At 71.0% G+C, this 14,242-nt stretch carries 14 protein-coding genes; 8 read left to right on the top strand and 6 right to left on the bottom strand.

Going from position 1 to position 14,242, the window contains the following annotated elements; translation table 11 throughout:
• Positions 1-23: 23 nt before the first annotated feature.
• The gene (locus Manayef4_RS02655; protein ID WP_023840787.1) at positions 24-737 is read right to left on the bottom strand and encodes a VIT family protein; all 714 of its coding nucleotides are present in this window, start codon (positions 735-737) and stop codon (positions 24-26) included.
• A gap of 272 nt (positions 738-1,009) precedes the next feature.
• On the opposite strand from Manayef4_RS02655, the gene Manayef4_RS02660 reads away from it, so the two are divergent.
• The gene (locus Manayef4_RS02660; RefSeq protein WP_023840788.1) at positions 1,010-1,609 is read left to right on the top strand and encodes a hypothetical protein; all 600 of its coding nucleotides are present in this window, start codon (positions 1,010-1,012) and stop codon (positions 1,607-1,609) included.
• Positions 1,610-2,116: 507 nt separating this feature from the next.
• Positions 2,117-2,452: a ferredoxin family protein gene (locus Manayef4_RS02665; RefSeq protein ID WP_070130517.1), complete on the top strand. Its 336-nt coding sequence runs from the start codon at positions 2,117-2,119 to the stop codon at positions 2,450-2,452.
• Positions 2,453-2,721: 269 nt separating this feature from the next.
• Here Manayef4_RS02665 and Manayef4_RS02670 read toward each other — a convergent pair whose 3' ends face one another.
• From Manayef4_RS02670 to Manayef4_RS02690, 5 genes are all read right to left on the bottom strand, one after another.
• Positions 2,722-3,153, bottom strand: coding sequence for an Rrf2 family transcriptional regulator (locus Manayef4_RS02670; RefSeq protein WP_011437417.1), 432 nt, complete (start codon positions 3,151-3,153; stop codon positions 2,722-2,724).
• Positions 3,154-3,368: 215 nt separating this feature from the next.
• Positions 3,369-4,127: a class I SAM-dependent methyltransferase gene (locus Manayef4_RS02675; RefSeq protein ID WP_011437416.1), complete on the bottom strand. Its 759-nt coding sequence runs from the start codon at positions 4,125-4,127 to the stop codon at positions 3,369-3,371.
• Between the two features lie 145 nt (positions 4,128-4,272).
• Positions 4,273-6,003 carry a HAMP domain-containing sensor histidine kinase gene (locus Manayef4_RS02680; RefSeq protein WP_070130533.1) on the bottom strand — a complete coding sequence of 577 codons (1,731 nt, stop codon included), beginning with the start codon at positions 6,001-6,003 and terminating at the stop codon, positions 4,273-4,275.
• 13 nt (positions 6,004-6,016) lie between these two features.
• Positions 6,017-6,814 carry a response regulator transcription factor gene (locus Manayef4_RS02685; protein WP_011437414.1) on the bottom strand — a complete coding sequence of 266 codons (798 nt, stop codon included), beginning with the start codon at positions 6,812-6,814 and terminating at the stop codon, positions 6,017-6,019.
• Positions 6,815-6,907: 93 nt separating this feature from the next.
• Positions 6,908-8,740, bottom strand: coding sequence for a bis-aminopropyl spermidine synthase family protein (locus tag Manayef4_RS02690; protein ID WP_070130518.1), 1,833 nt, complete (start codon positions 8,738-8,740; stop codon positions 6,908-6,910).
• A 70-nt stretch (positions 8,741-8,810) separates the two neighbouring features.
• On the opposite strand from Manayef4_RS02690, the gene hisD reads away from it, so the two are divergent.
• The 6 genes from hisD to hisF all read left to right on the top strand — a co-directional run bounded on the left by hisD (position 8,811) and on the right by hisF (position 14,222).
• On the top strand, positions 8,811-10,106 hold the full coding sequence (gene hisD, locus Manayef4_RS02695) for a histidinol dehydrogenase (protein WP_070130519.1): 1,296 nt from the start codon (positions 8,811-8,813) through the stop codon (positions 10,104-10,106).
• Positions 10,103-11,296 (top strand): histidinol-phosphate transaminase, encoded by a 1,194-nt coding sequence (locus Manayef4_RS02700; RefSeq protein ID WP_070130520.1) that lies wholly within the window; start codon positions 10,103-10,105, stop codon positions 11,294-11,296. Before hisD ends, Manayef4_RS02700 begins: the two co-directional genes overlap by 4 nt.
• A gap of 81 nt (positions 11,297-11,377) precedes the next feature.
• Positions 11,378-11,965 carry an imidazoleglycerol-phosphate dehydratase HisB gene (gene hisB, locus Manayef4_RS02705; RefSeq protein ID WP_011437410.1) on the top strand — a complete coding sequence of 196 codons (588 nt, stop codon included), beginning with the start codon at positions 11,378-11,380 and terminating at the stop codon, positions 11,963-11,965.
• Positions 11,962-12,594, top strand: a complete 633-nt coding sequence (hisH, locus tag Manayef4_RS02710; RefSeq protein WP_011437409.1) for an imidazole glycerol phosphate synthase subunit HisH — start codon at positions 11,962-11,964, stop codon at positions 12,592-12,594. The genes hisB and hisH overlap by 4 nt, the downstream gene beginning before the upstream one ends.
• Before the next feature lie 108 nt (positions 12,595-12,702).
• Complete coding sequence (gene priA, locus Manayef4_RS02715; protein ID WP_011437408.1) at positions 12,703-13,461, top strand: bifunctional 1-(5-phosphoribosyl)-5-((5-phosphoribosylamino)methylideneamino)imidazole-4-carboxamide isomerase/phosphoribosylanthranilate isomerase PriA; 759 nt, start codon at positions 12,703-12,705, stop codon at positions 13,459-13,461.
• Complete coding sequence (gene hisF / locus Manayef4_RS02720; protein WP_011437407.1) at positions 13,458-14,222, top strand: imidazole glycerol phosphate synthase subunit HisF; 765 nt, start codon at positions 13,458-13,460, stop codon at positions 14,220-14,222. The genes priA and hisF overlap by 4 nt, the downstream gene beginning before the upstream one ends.
• The last annotated feature ends 20 nt before the right edge of the window (positions 14,223-14,242 follow it).

Consider the following 14,242-nt stretch of genomic DNA (forward strand, 5'->3'; position numbering starts at 1 on the left):
GCAAGGTATGTCCCGGCGGTCGGTCAGCCGCCGGCCGCATCGGTGATCAGACCGACCAGCGCGGTGACCAGCATGGCCGCGGCGCCGCCCAGCACGACGCGCAGGGTCGGACGCAGCAGCGCCATACCGGCGGCCCGCGCGGCGAGTATGCCCGCGACGGCGAGACCGATCACCGTAACCACGACGACGAGCATCAGGCGGCCCGCCCCCGCCGGGGCCGACATCCCGAGGAACGGCACCAGCCCGCCGGCCGTGAAGCTGCCCGCCGACGCGACGGCGGCCTGGACCGGGCGCGCCCGGGTGGCCTCACTCTGGCCGAGTTCGTCGCGCAGGTGCGCCTCCAGCGCACCCCGCTCGGTCAGTGTCACGGCGACCTGCGTGGCGAGGTCGCGCGGAAGGCCGCGCCGCTCGTAGATGCCGACCAGCTCGGCAAGCTCGGCCACCGGGTCGGCCGCCAGCTCCGCGCTCTCCTTGGCCCGGTCCGCGCGTTCCACGTCGGCCTGGGAGCTCACCGACACATACTCCCCGGCCGCCATCGACATCGCCCCCGCGGTCAGACCCGCGATMCCGGCGGTCAGGACCGCGCCGGTGGAGGCGCCGCTCGCGGCGACGCCGACGATGAGACTGGAGGTGGAGACCAGGCCGTCGTTCGCGCCGAGGACGGCCGCGCGCAGCCAGCCCGAACGGTTCGTGCTGTGCCGCTCCCGGTGCCGCCGCACCGCACCGAATGTCGCCATGGGGGCATTACAGCACGGTGTTGACGATCGGCATCGTCTCGGCGGCTGTGGCACAACTGTGACAATCACCCGTTCCACCAGGTGACCCGGCCTGTTCGCGCCCGGCCGAGATCGCGGCGATCAGCATGGCACACTCAACGGATCAAGAATCATCTCTGCCTGTTCCTCGAGGTAGACCGCTGGGAATCCGCTGATGAACGGCAATGATGGACAATCAAGGCTGACAGCGATCGCGCGACGTGGGATTGGTGACCTTGCCCCGACATCGTCCGATGCGGCCGGGACCGCGCACCTCGTACGAGGAGAGTTGGCTGGCCGGYGCGGAACTCGGTGAGGCGCTCACGCGCGGATGGCGTCCGCGGGCACAACCCGTGCAGATCGCGCTGGGTGCGGGTGAGGCCGTGCTGGCCCAGGCACCCGTCCGCGTCTGGCAGTACATCGGCCAGAACGTCACCTACAACCAGGGGTGGTTCGTCGCCTTCGGTAGTCCCCTTCTACTCGGTGCGTCCCTGCTCGGCAGCGCCCTGTACAACGGCAGCCAGCGCAGGCGCGCYGAGGCGCTCGCCGCGGTCCAGTGGCGCCCTGTCTGCCAGGGGCATCTTTTTCTGACGAACTGGCGCCTCGCGCTGGCGCTCACGACCGGCTGGATCGATATCGGCTACCCGTACCTGCGGGCGTCCGGCGTGGACGGCGACAGCATGGTCATCATGCTTGCCGGCCAACCCCCCGTCCGACTGCAGGTGTGGCCGGCGCACTGGTTCTTCGTGCTCATGAGATTCCTCGCCTACGGCGAGATCGTCCGGATGGAAATTCCGTCCCACCTGCAACGAGCGACTGCCCCTCGGGCCCTCGAACCTCCGTCTGGATCTTGAATCCCCGCCCGGACGGGGTCTGGAGAACGCCGGTGACGTCGCATGATCAGCGTCCTTCCCGGAGTGTGATCAGTGGGTACGCCCGATGGGTACGGCCGGCGGGTACCGGCGTCCGGATTTTTCCCGGGGGCTACCCCGCTAGCCCGCTAGCCCGCTACCCCGCTGCCTCGTGCCGGGTCGGTACCGTGATGGCGTCCTCCGGGAAATGTTGGCGGGTATTCAAGCGTGATTCGGGTCAAGATAATGTTATTGATAAAAATATCTTTGAGATTTTCCTTCGAGTGGATTTCGGGGATATCCATGAGGCCTGCCTCGTGGATAATTTGTTTACATGCCGTTCACGGTGCACGACCTGCCGGCGCCCCGCGAACCTATACCATTAATTCGGGTTCGCCGCACGGCCATCCGTCTCGGTCGAAACCAGCCGAGAAGCAGTCGGAGGCCAGCCATGAGATTGACTGCCGTCCGGATGTGGTCCGGTATGGTCGATCGGAAGTGAGGGCTCTCATGCCATTTGTCATCACCGCCGCGTGTATCGATGTCAAGGACGGCTCCTGCCTGGAGGGGTGCCCGGCCGATTGCATCTACGAGGGTGACCGTAAGATGTACATAAATCCGGATGAGTGCACGGAGTGCGGCGCCTGCGCAGTGTCCTGCCCGGTCGGCGCGGCCATCAGCGACGACCGTGTTCCCGCGAAGGACAAGGAGTTCATCGAAAGCGAGGCGCTGTTCTTCAGTGCCGTCCTGCCCGGTCGGGACGCGCCGCTCGGCGAGYCGGGTGGCGCCACGAAACTCGGCAAGATCAAGGCTGACACGCCCTTCATTGYCGCCTACGGAAACTGACGAGGKTGACCTCGGGTATTCGCCGGGGCGGAGCACGATAAAGCGGAGCAGTAGCGGGAAAAACGAACCGAGGGAATGTGCGGAAGGGCCGGTGCTGGCGGGCCTCGGGTCCGAGGCGCCGGCCTGACGCCGAGACGTTGTGGGGGGATCCCTCCCGTAACCGGCCTGCGTTCCAGGCGATTCTATCCCGCAGGTCCGACGGAACGGGGGGGTCCGCTCGTCCAGCCCCGGATAGTTCCAGGGTGTTTCGTGGCGGGCGGGGCCGGGTGTCAGCGGACCGGTGGCGCGAGGGAGCGCAGGAGTTCACCGGCGGGTTCGTCGGTGAGCTCGGCGAGGGTCACCTCGTCGAGCGTGACCAGGAAGTTCTCCTGGGCTCGTCGCAGGAGGGGGCGCAGTCGGCAGGCGCATCGCAGCGGGCACGGGGGACCGTCGCAGGAGACGAACTCGTCCGTGCCCTCGAGGGCACGGACGATGTGCCCGACGGTGACCTGCGTCGCGCCTGGGGCGAGCAGTACCCCGCCGGTGCGCCCGCGCACGGTGACCACGAGGTCGAGCCGCTGGAGGCGTTGCACGATCTTCGCCATGTGGGTGAGCGGAACATCGAGGGCTTTCGAGAGGTCGCGGACGGTGAGGCGATCCTCCCGGGTGGCCGTGAGCATAAGCGCCCGCAGCGCCAGGTCGGTCGACTGGGTCAGGTGCATGGGAGCGCGCCTGTCGAGGTGACGGTCACCCGACCATCTTGCCTTCTACTCTTCGTAGAAGATTGTCCCGACGGCACCTGCGTCCCACGGGTGCCGCCTGCCGAGGTCAGACCTCGGCGGGAGCGCGGCCGGGGGTGTGACACCGCGCCGGCACTGGCCGGCACCGGCCGGTGCCGGTCTCCTCATGGCGACCGCGGACCCCCGGCCGGGGGAGCCTATACGGGTGTCCGCGGCGAGGGCAGTTTCCGGACGATGGTCAGTCCGTCCGCAATGGGCAGCATGACAACCTGTACCCGGGAGTCGCCGGCGAGAAGCTCGTTGAACTGTTTGACGGCGACGACAGCAGGATTGTCCGAGTGGGAGCGYACCACGTGCCCATACTGCAGCACATTATCGACGATGATGACCCCGTTCGGGTTCATCCGGGGAAAGAGAAGCTCGTAATACCTCCTATACGAGGTCTTGTCCGCGTCGATGAACGCCAGGTCGAAGGTGGGTTCTTCGGGGAGCATGCCGAGACTGTCCGCCGCCGGTCCGAGGGCGAGGTCGATGTGATCGGAAACACCGGCCCGAGCCCAGTACTGGCGGGCGATCGAGGTCCATTCCGCGCTGATGTCCAGGCAGAGAAGTCGGCCGCCGGGGGGCAGACCCCGTGCGATGCACAGCGCGGAATAGCCGGTGAAGGTACCGATCTCGACCGCGCGGCGCGGGGCGATCGAGGCCGTCAGGATGGTCARGAACGTCCCCTGCTCGGCCGGTACCTGCATCTCCGCCTCGGGGAGCGTCGCCGTCACGGCGGAGAGCGCGTCGAGGATCGGATCCGGAGGTGAGCTGTGCTCCGTCAGATAGCTGTGGATCGGATCGGCCAGATAGGCTGATTTCAATCCCTTGCCGTTTTTTGCGCCTTCGCGGCGAAGCGTGCCGACGCCGGTTGTCGCGACTTCACGAATCTTCTGTGCCGGACTTTTTGCCATGATCAGTGGAACTCCATCCCTGGTGGCTCAGTTCGAAAATAACTGGCCCGGGGCGCATTGTGGTTACGGACCGCTCCTCGGCTCGGAAAGAACCAGTAAAGATCATCTAGTTAATCGGGAGTCCGGTGAAGCCGTTGTCCGGTCGTCACGGCCTGTCGTCGGCCATGGCGTAATCTGTCGTGACGTAATCCACTACTTCCAGTAGTTCGTGGATGGTGGCCGATGTCCGCCGAGGGCCCGGGCCGTCCGTGCCCCCAGAACCCGGCGTGGCCGCGATGCGGGTGCCGCCCGCCGCGTCCACGGATCTCTGCGCGGGTGCCGGCCGGGCGGCCGTCGGCCGTCGGTCTGGATGTGTCCGGGGCAGGTCAAGGACGACGCACAGACCCCCGTTGTCACCCTCGGCCAGAGTGACCGTCCCGCCGTCGGCGGTCGTCAGGGCATGCACGATGGCGAGCCCGAGGCCGTTCCCGCGCCGATCGGCCCGGCCGGGCACCTCTCCTCGCTGGTCGGCTTCTCGCTGGTCGRCACTGAGGTTGGAGCTGAACCGGCGGAAGGCGGCGGCCCGCTGCTCGGCGCTCATGCCGCGTCCGCTGTCGGCGACCGTGAGCCGCGTCATGCTTTCCGCCGTCATGCTTTCCGCCGTCATGGTGCTCTGCGGCCCGGTGACGTTCATCTCGTCCAACTCGTCCGCGGCGCTCCCCGTCCCGAGGCCCGCCTCCGCGGTGCCTCCGGCGCCCACCGGGCGTGGCTGGGCCGGTGGGTTCGTCCCGGACGTGACGCTGACCCGGCCGCCGGACGGGGTGGCCTCCAGCGCGTTGCTGAGGAGATTGTCGAGGATCTGCTCCAGGTGCCCCGGGGTGCACTGGACGACCTGGTCCGCGTCGACGTCGCAGGTCAGCGTCACTCCGGCGGCGGCTGCGACCGGTCGCCAGATCAGGCATCGTTCCTCGGCGACGACCGCGAGGGGGATCGGCTGGGTCGGGATCGGCGCATGCTCGGCCCGGGAGACCGCCAGCAGCCCGTCGACCATCCGGGAGAGCCGGTGCACCTCGACCAGGGTGCCCGCGACCTCGTCGGTGGTGTCCGCGTCCACGTCCTGTTGCAGCAGCTCCAGGCGCAGGCGCATCGCCGTCAGCGGGGTGCGGATCTGGTGGGAGACGTCGGCGAGGAACCGGCGCTGGCTGTCGACCAGCAACTGGAGCCGTCCCRCCATCGCGTCGAACGTCGTGGCAAGTTTGCGTGCCTCGGGCGGGCCACCGACGGCTCTGGCCCGGATCGTKAGATCACCGGCACCGAGTTCGGTCGCTGCCTGCTCGAGCCGGCGCAGCGGCCGGCCCACCCAGCGGGCCAGCAGTATCGAGATCCCCAATGCGGCCAGCGTGACCAGGACGCCCGCGAGGGCGATCATCGTCCACCGGTGGATGATCGAGGCGCGCAGCCCGGCATCGCTGCGCGCGACGGCCAGGATGCCGACCAGACCCTGCGCGTTGGACACCGGAGCAACAAGGATCATCCGGTGTCGATTGGCCGCGTTCGGGTTGATGACCACGTTCTCCCGGCGGGCCCGATCCAGATCCCAGCCCATGATCGGGATGTCGTCACCGGTGTCGGCCACGGGCGTACYGTTCGGGTCGAACAGCCGGAGCTCGTCCGGTGGCACGGCCGTACTGTCGCRTACGGCGGCGGGCAGCGGGGCCGCGCCGGCGGACAGTCGCCGCCACTTCACCTCGGCGCAGTAGGCCTGCATCGCGGCCGTGAGCCGCAGGCCGAACAGCGCCCGGTCGTGACGGGTGGCGTCGAGCCCCATCGGGACGCACAGGCCGACAAGCAGCGCCGTCGTGAGCGCGAGCTGGGCGGCCAGGATGCGCCGGGTCATTGGATGTGCCGGGTCATCGGCCGAGGGGTGGCGCGCTCCGGTCACCGGGGGTCGGATCGGCGCCGGGTGTCGGCGGCCCGCCCAGGCGGAAGCCGACCCCGTACACCGTTTCGATCAGTTCGGGAATCCCGAGCTTGCGGCGGATCGCGCCGATGTGTACGTCGAGGACCTTCGATGAGCCGAACCAGTCGCCCCAGACAGCGGTGAAGATCTCCCGTCGGGTCCGGACCCGGCCGGGATCGCGGGCCAGGAAGGCCAGCAGATCGTACTCCCGCGCCGTCACCTGGACCGGACGGCCGTCGACGGAGATCCGCCGGCTGCGCCGGTCGAGGACGAGCGGTCCGTGCCGGACCACGTCGGAGCTCTCACCGGTGGCCCGGGCGGCGCGCCGCCGCACCGCCCGTATCCGGGCCAGCAGTTCGGCGAATCCGAATGGTTTGACCAGGTAGTCGTCGGAACCGAGGTCCAAGGCCTCGACCCGGTCCGCCTCGTCCCCCCGAGCCGTCACCACGATCACGGGGGTGTCCCCGCGCTCGCGGATGCGCCGGCACACCTCCGCGCCGTCGATGTCGGGCAGCCCCAGGTCCAGGAGCACGAGGTCGGGCGGGGACACGCCCTCGACCCGGGCGAGCGCGGCCTCCCCGGTCCGCACCCGGTCGGCGGTGTAGCCGGCCCGGTCCAGACCGCGCACGAGCTGGGTACCGAGGCCGTCGTCGTCCTCGACCACCAGTACCCGGGCGCCGGCGGGATCGGGATACCGCTGCAGGTCTGATGCGTGTGCTCGGGAGCCGTTGCCTGCAAGCGTCGCCATAGCATGACAGTAGGCGGCGCCGGGCGCGTCCGGCCGCCGGCCCCGCGGGTGCCACCGCGATTCCGCCGTCGCCAGCTCCGATTCCGTCAATATCTACTCGTTTCGCAGCGTCTGCCCATTTTGCCGGATCCAGCCCGGTCTCACCGGCTCGGCCGGCAGCGTGTCGCCGGACGACACCGCGGCGAGGATTCCCTCGAGGGCGTGCCGGGGAAGATCGATCAGTCGGGCGGCCAGCAGGTCGGGATCGCGCGCGGCCCGGGTCACGGCGGCCCGGGCGTCGCGCTGGGAGAGCGTGCGCCCCGAATCCTCCCGGACGATCCGGATGAGCCCGTCCCGCCAGACGTTGCCGATCTTGCCATGCGGGCGGTCCAGCAGCCACCGGGCGAGCCGGTCGGCGGGGGCGAGCGCCGCCGGGCCGACGGCCGTGAACGTCACGAGCCGCAGGTCCCCGAGGTCCCGGGCGGGGGTGGCGGTCCACTTCGCCCGCAGCTGCCGCAGCGGGTCATCCTGGGCCCGCCGGCGGCGGACGCCCAGATCGGGATGATCGGAGGAGACGACGACGGCGAGCCGGTCCGCGTTGACCGCCAGGAGGAGCCTGGTCAGCCAGGGGCCCGGATCGTCCGACAGGTCGGTGGCCACGCTGACCGTTCCGTCCTCGGTTGAGGCGCCGGGGCCGGTCGAGGAGCCGGGGCCGGTCGAGGCGAACGCGGGCAGCCCCCGGTCGAACACGGTCGCGAGACGCACGTGGACCGCGTCGACCTCCCGCCGCTCGCCAACGAACACGGCGCGACCCGCCGGGCCGGTGGCGAGGAAGGCGGCCACCGCGTCGAGGACCGGGGCGGTCAGGCGCGTCGGCCGACTCTGCGTGGACTGCCGGCCCCGGGTGTAGATGGCGGCCGTCGCGGTTGTGGCCGCCGTGGCCGAGCGGTCCAGCTGCTTCCAGGTGGCCGGGGTCGGCTGGCAGACGTACATGTCGGCTCTGGCGCCCACCGCCTCCGCGCCCTCGTAGACGTGGAAGYCTGGCCAGATGGCCTCGAACACGAAGCCCTGATCGATCAGTGCCCGCTGCACCTTCCAACCCAGCGTCGGTACCCGGTCGCTGAACCCGTAGGCCAGCAGGACGCGACCATGTTCGCGGTCCGCGAGACCCTGCGCGCCGCGCCCGGTGAACAGCGCCACGCCCTCCGGGGTGTAGGGCGGATCGGTGAATGCCAGATCGGCTGTGCCCACCACCGCCGGCGGCAGGCCGAAGCGCAGGTCGGCGTAGAGGCACCGCAGCCGGACGTCCAACGACCGGGCCGAGCTGTCCAGGTAGGCGAGCAGCTCGTCGTCGATGTCGACGACGGTCACGGTGAGCCCGTCGATCAACGAGACCGCCGCCAGCGAGGTGAGATCATGATCACCTATGCACAGCAGATGCGCGCCGCGCAGGTCGTAACGCGTCCGCAGCCAGACGGCCCGGCGCACGACGGTCGTCGCCGTCGCGGGTACGTGGTCGAGGTCGGCCCGCGGTCGGGGCGCGGCAGCGATGAGATCATGCATGGTCGTGACCAGCGGACCGTGGCGGGTGATCACGGCGGCGAGGGGATCGAGCGGAGTCTGTCCGCTCAGCTCGTCATAGCGGATCAGGCCGCGGTAGCGGTCGATCGACGCGGGGCGCAGCACGTGACGCCCGTCGGGGCCGGTCCGCAGATCGTCGCCGAGGCTGGCGAGGATCTCCTCCACGCTCCGTCGGGGCAGGCCCGAACTCTGGACCAGCTGGCGCAGGGTGCGTGGCTGCTCGGTCAGCGCCGCCACCGCCGCGCGAGGCGCCCGGGCATGCACCCGGTAGCCCGCCAGCAGGGTCGCCAACGACTCGCCGGATTCGGCCGGACCCGGCGCCCGGCCCGGGTGATCCGGTCCTGACAGGGTATGTGGAGGGGACACGCAACCAGCGTCGCACCTGCGGCGGACACACGATTCTACCGGTCCCGCCGAGGCCAGCTAATCTCTTGTCGTGCTCAGAAGGCTTGATCTGCGTGGCGCGGTGCCTGCCGCAGCCGAGATCCGACGGCTACTGCCGCGGGCCGACGTCGACGTCGACGTCGCCGTCGATGCGGTCYGGCCGGTCTGTGCGGACGTGCGGGACCGCGGCGACGCGGCCGTCCTCGCCGCCGCGGAGCGGTTCGACGGGGTCCGCCCGCCGAGCCTGCGGGTGYCCGCCCAGGTTCTCGCCGCCGCCGCGGATGTCCTGGATCCGGCCGTGCGCGACGCGCTGACCGAGGCGATCCGCCGGACTCGGCTGGTGCACCGTGCGCAGCTGCGGGAGCCGGTGGCGATCGAGGTCGCGCCCGGCACCACGGTGACGCAGCGCTGGGTGCCGGTGGAGCGGGTCGGCCTGTACGTGCCGGGCGGGCGGGTCGCCTACCCCAGCAGCGTCGTGATGAACGTCGTGCCCGCCCAGGAGGCCGGGGTCGGCTCGCTCGCGGTCTTCTCCCCGCCGCAGAAGGACAACGGCGGGCTGCCGCATCCGGTGATCCTCGCCGCCTGCGCGCTGCTCGGTGTCGAGGAGGTCTACGCGGCCGGCGGAGCCMAGGCCGTGGCGATGGCCGCCTACGGGACCACGAGCTGCCCGCCGGTCGATGTGATCACCGGGCCCGGCAACGTCTACGTCACGGCGGCCAAGCGCCTGCTGCGTGGGGTCGTCGGGGTGGACGCCGAGGCGGGCCCGACCGAGGTCGCGATCCTCGCCGACGCCACCGCGGATCCGRCCTTCGTCGCAGCCGACCTCATCGCCCAGGCCGAGCACGACCCGATGGCCGCCTGCCTGCTGATCACCCCGTCGGTGGAACTCGCCGACGCGGTCGACGTCGAGCTCGGCAAGCAGGTGCCCGCCACCCGCCACCGGGAGCGGGTGGCGGAGTCGCTCGCCGGCCAGGGGGCGGTCGCGCTCGTCGCGGACGTCGACGCGGGTCTCGCGGTGGCGGACGGCTGGGCCGCCGAGCATCTGGAGATCCACACCGCGGACGCCGCCGCGGTCGCCGCCCGGGTGCGCCACGCCGGAGCGGTCTTCGTCGGCGACTACGCTCCCGTCCCGCTCGGCGACTACCTGGCCGGGTCCAACCACGTCCTGCCCACCGGCGGCACCGCCCGGCATTCCAGCGGTCTGGCGGTCACCGCCTTCCAACGTCAGGTCCAGGTGGTCGAGTGCACGCGGGAGGGGCTCGCCGCCGTCGCCCCGCGTATCGCCGCGCTCGGCGGGGCGGAGGACCTCACAGCTCACGTCGACGCGGTGGAGGTTCGACTCCGATGATATTCAAGGCGGCCGGGAGCGGTGCCGAGGACCGGCCGTGGCGCCCGTGGRACGCTGACGGCCTGCCGCTGCGCGACAGCCTGCGCGGGCTCTCGCCCTACGGCGCTCCGCAGCTCGACGTGCCGGTGCGGCTCAACACCAACGAGAACCCGCACCCGCCGTCGGTCGGGCTGGTCGACGCCATCGGCAAGGCCGCGGCCCTCGCCGCCACCGAGGCGAACCGCTATCCCGACCGGGACGCCGAGGCGCTGCGTGCCGACCTCGCCTACTACCTGACACCGGACGCCGGCTTCGGCGTGCACACCAGTCAGGTCTGGGCCGCCAACGGCTCCAACGAGATCCTCCAGCAGCTCCTCCAGGCGTTCGGCGGGCCCGGTCGGGTGGCGCTCGGGTTCGAGCCGTCCTACTCGATGCACCGCCTCATCGCGCTGGCCACCGCCACCGAGTGGGTGGCCGGGCAGCGAGCGGAGGACTTCACGCTCTCCCCGGCCGTGGTCACCGACGCGATCGCCCGGCACCGACCCGCCCTGGTCTTCCTCTGCTCACCGAACAATCCGACGGGCACGGCCCTGCCGCCCGAGGTCGTCGCCGCCGCCTGTGAGGCGGTGGAGGCCAMCGGCAGCGGCATGGTCGTCGTCGACGAGGCCTACGCCGAGTTCCGCCGGGCCGGCGTGCCCAGCACGCTGACGCTGCTGCCCCGTCATCCGCGGCTCGTCGTCACCCGGACAATGAGCAAGGCGTTCGCGCTGGCCGGTGCCCGGGTAGGCTATCTTGCCGCGCACCCCGCCGTGGTGGACTCGCTGTACCTGGTGCGGCTGCCCTACCACCTGTCGAGCTTCACCCAGGCCGTCGCGCGCACGGCGCTCGCGCACGCCGACGAGCTGCTCGGCACGGTGGAGGCGGTCAAGGCCCAGCGCGACCGCATCGTCCGGGAGTTGCCGGCGCTCGGTCTGCGGCTGGCTCCGAGCGACGCCAACTTCGTGTTCTTCGGCCGGTTCGCCGATCAGCGGGCGGTGTGGCAGAGCCTGTTGGACGCGGGAGTGTTGGTCCGCGATGTCGGTCTGACCGGCTGGCTGCGGGTCACCGCCGGGCTGCCGAACGAKGTGGACGCGTTTCTCGGGGCGCTGGGCAGAACTCTCACCGGCAGCGTCATCGGCGCGGACGGTGTCATCAGCCTCGCCACCGCCTGAGCCCCTGGCCCGGYCTGAGCCCCTGGCCCGGCCTGAGCCCCTGGCCCGGCCTGAGATCTACAGAGACCGAGGAAGCCCCCGATGGCACGCACCGCGCGAATCGAACGCAAGACGTTGGAGTCGGACGTCCTGGTCGAGCTCGACCTCGACGGGACGGGAATCTCCTCGTCGGACACCGGCGTCCCGTTCTTCGACCACATGCTGTCCCAGCTCGGCAAGCACGGCGGGTTCGACCTCACCGTGCGTACCCGGGGGGATCTGCACATCGACGCCCACCACACCGTCGAGGACACCTCGATCGCCTTCGGGTCCGCCCTGCGCGAGGCGCTCGGCGACAAGGCGGGTATCCGCCGGTTCGGGGATGCCACCGTCCCGCTGGACGAGGCGCTCGCCCAAGCCGCCGTCGACCTGTCCGGCCGGCCGTACTGCGTGCACGTCGAACCGGATCTCGTCGGGATGATCGGAACTTACGACACGACGCTGACCCGGCACATCTTCGAGTCGATCACCGCGTCCGCCCGGCTCGCGCTGCACGTGCGGGTGCTGTCCGGCCGCAACGCCCATCACGTGGTCGAGGCCCAGTTCAAGGCGGTCGCGCGGGCTCTGCGCGACGCGGTGGCGCTCGACGCCCGCGTCGCCGGGATACCCTCCACGAAAGGTGTGCTGTGAGCGGAGACGGACCCGGCCGGCGTCCCCGGGTGGTTGTCCTGGACTACGGCTCGGGAAACCTGCGGTCGGCCGAGCGCGCGCTCGCCCGAGTCGGCGCCGACGTGACGGTGACCGCGGATCTTGACGTGGCCCGCGGCGCGGCGGGCCTGGTCGTACCGGGCGTGGGCGCCTATGCGGCCTGTATGGCAGGCATCGACGCCGTGGGCGCCGCGCCCGTGGTGCGGGAGCGGGTAGCGGCGGGACGGCCCGTGCTCGGGATCTGCGTCGGGATGCAGGTGCTGTACGAGCTCGGTGACGAGCACGGGGTGCGGACGGTCGGGCTCGGCGTGATCCCTGGCGAGGTCCGCCGGCTCGCCGCCGACATCCTGCCGCACATGGGCTGGAACACTGTGGCGCCGCCCGCCGGATCGATCCTGTTCGCCGGACTGCCCGCGGACACGCGGTTCTACTTTGTCCACTCGTACGCGGCGAAGGCCGATCCGGCCGCCGGGGACACCGTGGGGGAGCACGGCGAGCCGTTCGCCGCCGCCGTCGAACGGGGTGCGCTCGCCGCGACCCAGTTCCACCCGGAGAAGTCCGGGGATGCCGGAGCGCACCTGCTGGCGAACTGGCTCGGCAGCCTGGTCTGAGCGAGCCCTGGTCTGAGTGAGCGTGAACGCGAGGGCGGATGTCCTGTAATGCGGATGTCCTGTAATTAGGGCGGCTCCAGCGCCCCGCTGGACCGTAGGGTGGCCGATGTGACGCTTACTCTGCTGCCCGCCGTGGACGTGGCCGACGGCAGGGCCGTCCGACTCGTCCAGGGCGAGGCCGGTTCCGAGACCTCGTACGGCGACCCGCGGGAGGCGGCGCTGACCTGGCAGCGCGACGGCGCCGAGTGGATCCACCTGGTCGATCTCGACGCTGCCTTCGGCCGGGGGTCGAATCGGGAGCTCATCGCCGAGGTGGTACGCGCGGTGGACGTGGCCGTCGAGCTCTCCGGCGGCATCCGCGACGACGCATCGCTCGACGCGGCGCTGGCCACCGGCGCGGCCCGGGTCAACATCGGCACGGCTGCGCTCGAGGATCCCGACTGGGTCCGCCGGGCCATCGACCGGGTCGGTGACCGTATCGCGGTCGGTCTCGACGTCCGGGGGACCACGCTGTCGGCCCGGGGCTGGACGCGGGACGGTGGCGAGCTGTTCGATGTGCTCGCCCGCCTCGACGCCGACGGCTGCGCCCGGTACGTGGTGACGGATGTGCGCCGAGACGGCACGCTCACCGGGCCGAACGTCGAGCTCCTGCGCTCCGTGACCGCGGCCACCAGCCGGCCGGTGGTCGCCAGCGGCGGCGTGGCCACGCTCGACGACCTCACCGCGATCGCCGTGGTGCCCGGAGTGGAGGGCGCGATCATCGGCAAGGCGCTCTACGCCGGCGCCTTCACGCTGCCCGAGGCCCTGGCCGTTGCCGGGAATATCGGGAATATCGGAAACGGATGTGCGGGTGCGGTGGGTCGATGAGCGTCGCGGTCCGGGTGATTCCCTGCCTCGACGTTGACGCCGGCCGGGTCGTGAAGGGCGTGAACTTCACGGACCTGCGCGACGCCGGCGACCCGGTCGAGATGGCGCGCCTCTACGACGCCGAGGGTGCCGACGAGCTGACGTTCCTCGACATCACCGCGTCCAGCGGCGATCGGGAGACCACCTATGACATCGTGCGGCGGACCGCCGAACAGGTGTTCATCCCGCTGACCGTGGGTGGCGGGGTCCGCTCGGTCGACGACGTGAACCGCCTGCTGCGGGCGGGGGCCGACAAGGTCGGCATCAACACGGCGGCGGTGGCCCGGCCCGAGCTGGTGCGCGAGTGCGCCCACCGGTTCGGTAACCAGTGCATCGTCATCTCGGTGGACGCCCGGCGCCCACCCGGTCCCGACGGTCCGCGCTTCGAGGTCACGACGCACGGCGGCCGCAAGGGCACCGGCATCGACGCGGTGGCCTGGACGGCGCGGGTGGTCGAGCTCGGCGCCGGGGAGATCCTGCTCAACTCGATGGATGCCGACGGCACACGGGACGGCTACGACCTGGAGATGATCTGCGCGGTGCGTGCCGAGGTCGATGTCCCGGTGATCGCCAGCGGCGGGGCCGGCGACCTGGCCCACTTCGCGCCGGCGATCGACGCGGGCGCGGACGCGGTGCTCGCGGCGAGCGTGTTCCACTTCGGGCAGCTGCGCATCGGCGAGGTGAAGACGGCGCTGCGCGGCGCGGGTGTACCCGTGCGCTGACCAGGCGCGTCCGCCGACGG

Source organism: Frankia sp. CgMI4, assembly GCF_001756285.1.
GTDB classification, from domain to species: domain Bacteria; phylum Actinomycetota; class Actinomycetes; order Frankiales; family Frankiaceae; genus Frankia; species Frankia casuarinae.

Bases quoted from the DNA above. Each gene is read 5' to 3' on its own strand.
- Manayef4_RS02685 (WP_011437414.1), bottom strand. From the start codon at position 6,814: ATGGCGACGCTTGCAGGCAACGGCTCCCGAGCACACGCATCAGACCTG.
- hisF (WP_011437407.1), top strand. From the start codon at position 13,458: ATGAGCGTCGCGGTCCGGGTGATTCCCTGCCTCGACGTTGACGCCGGC.
- hisB (WP_011437410.1), top strand. From the start codon at position 11,378: ATGGCACGCACCGCGCGAATCGAACGCAAGACGTTGGAGTCGGACGTC.
- Manayef4_RS02670 (WP_011437417.1), bottom strand. From the start codon at position 3,153: ATGCACCTGACCCAGTCGACCGACCTGGCGCTGCGGGCGCTTATGCTC.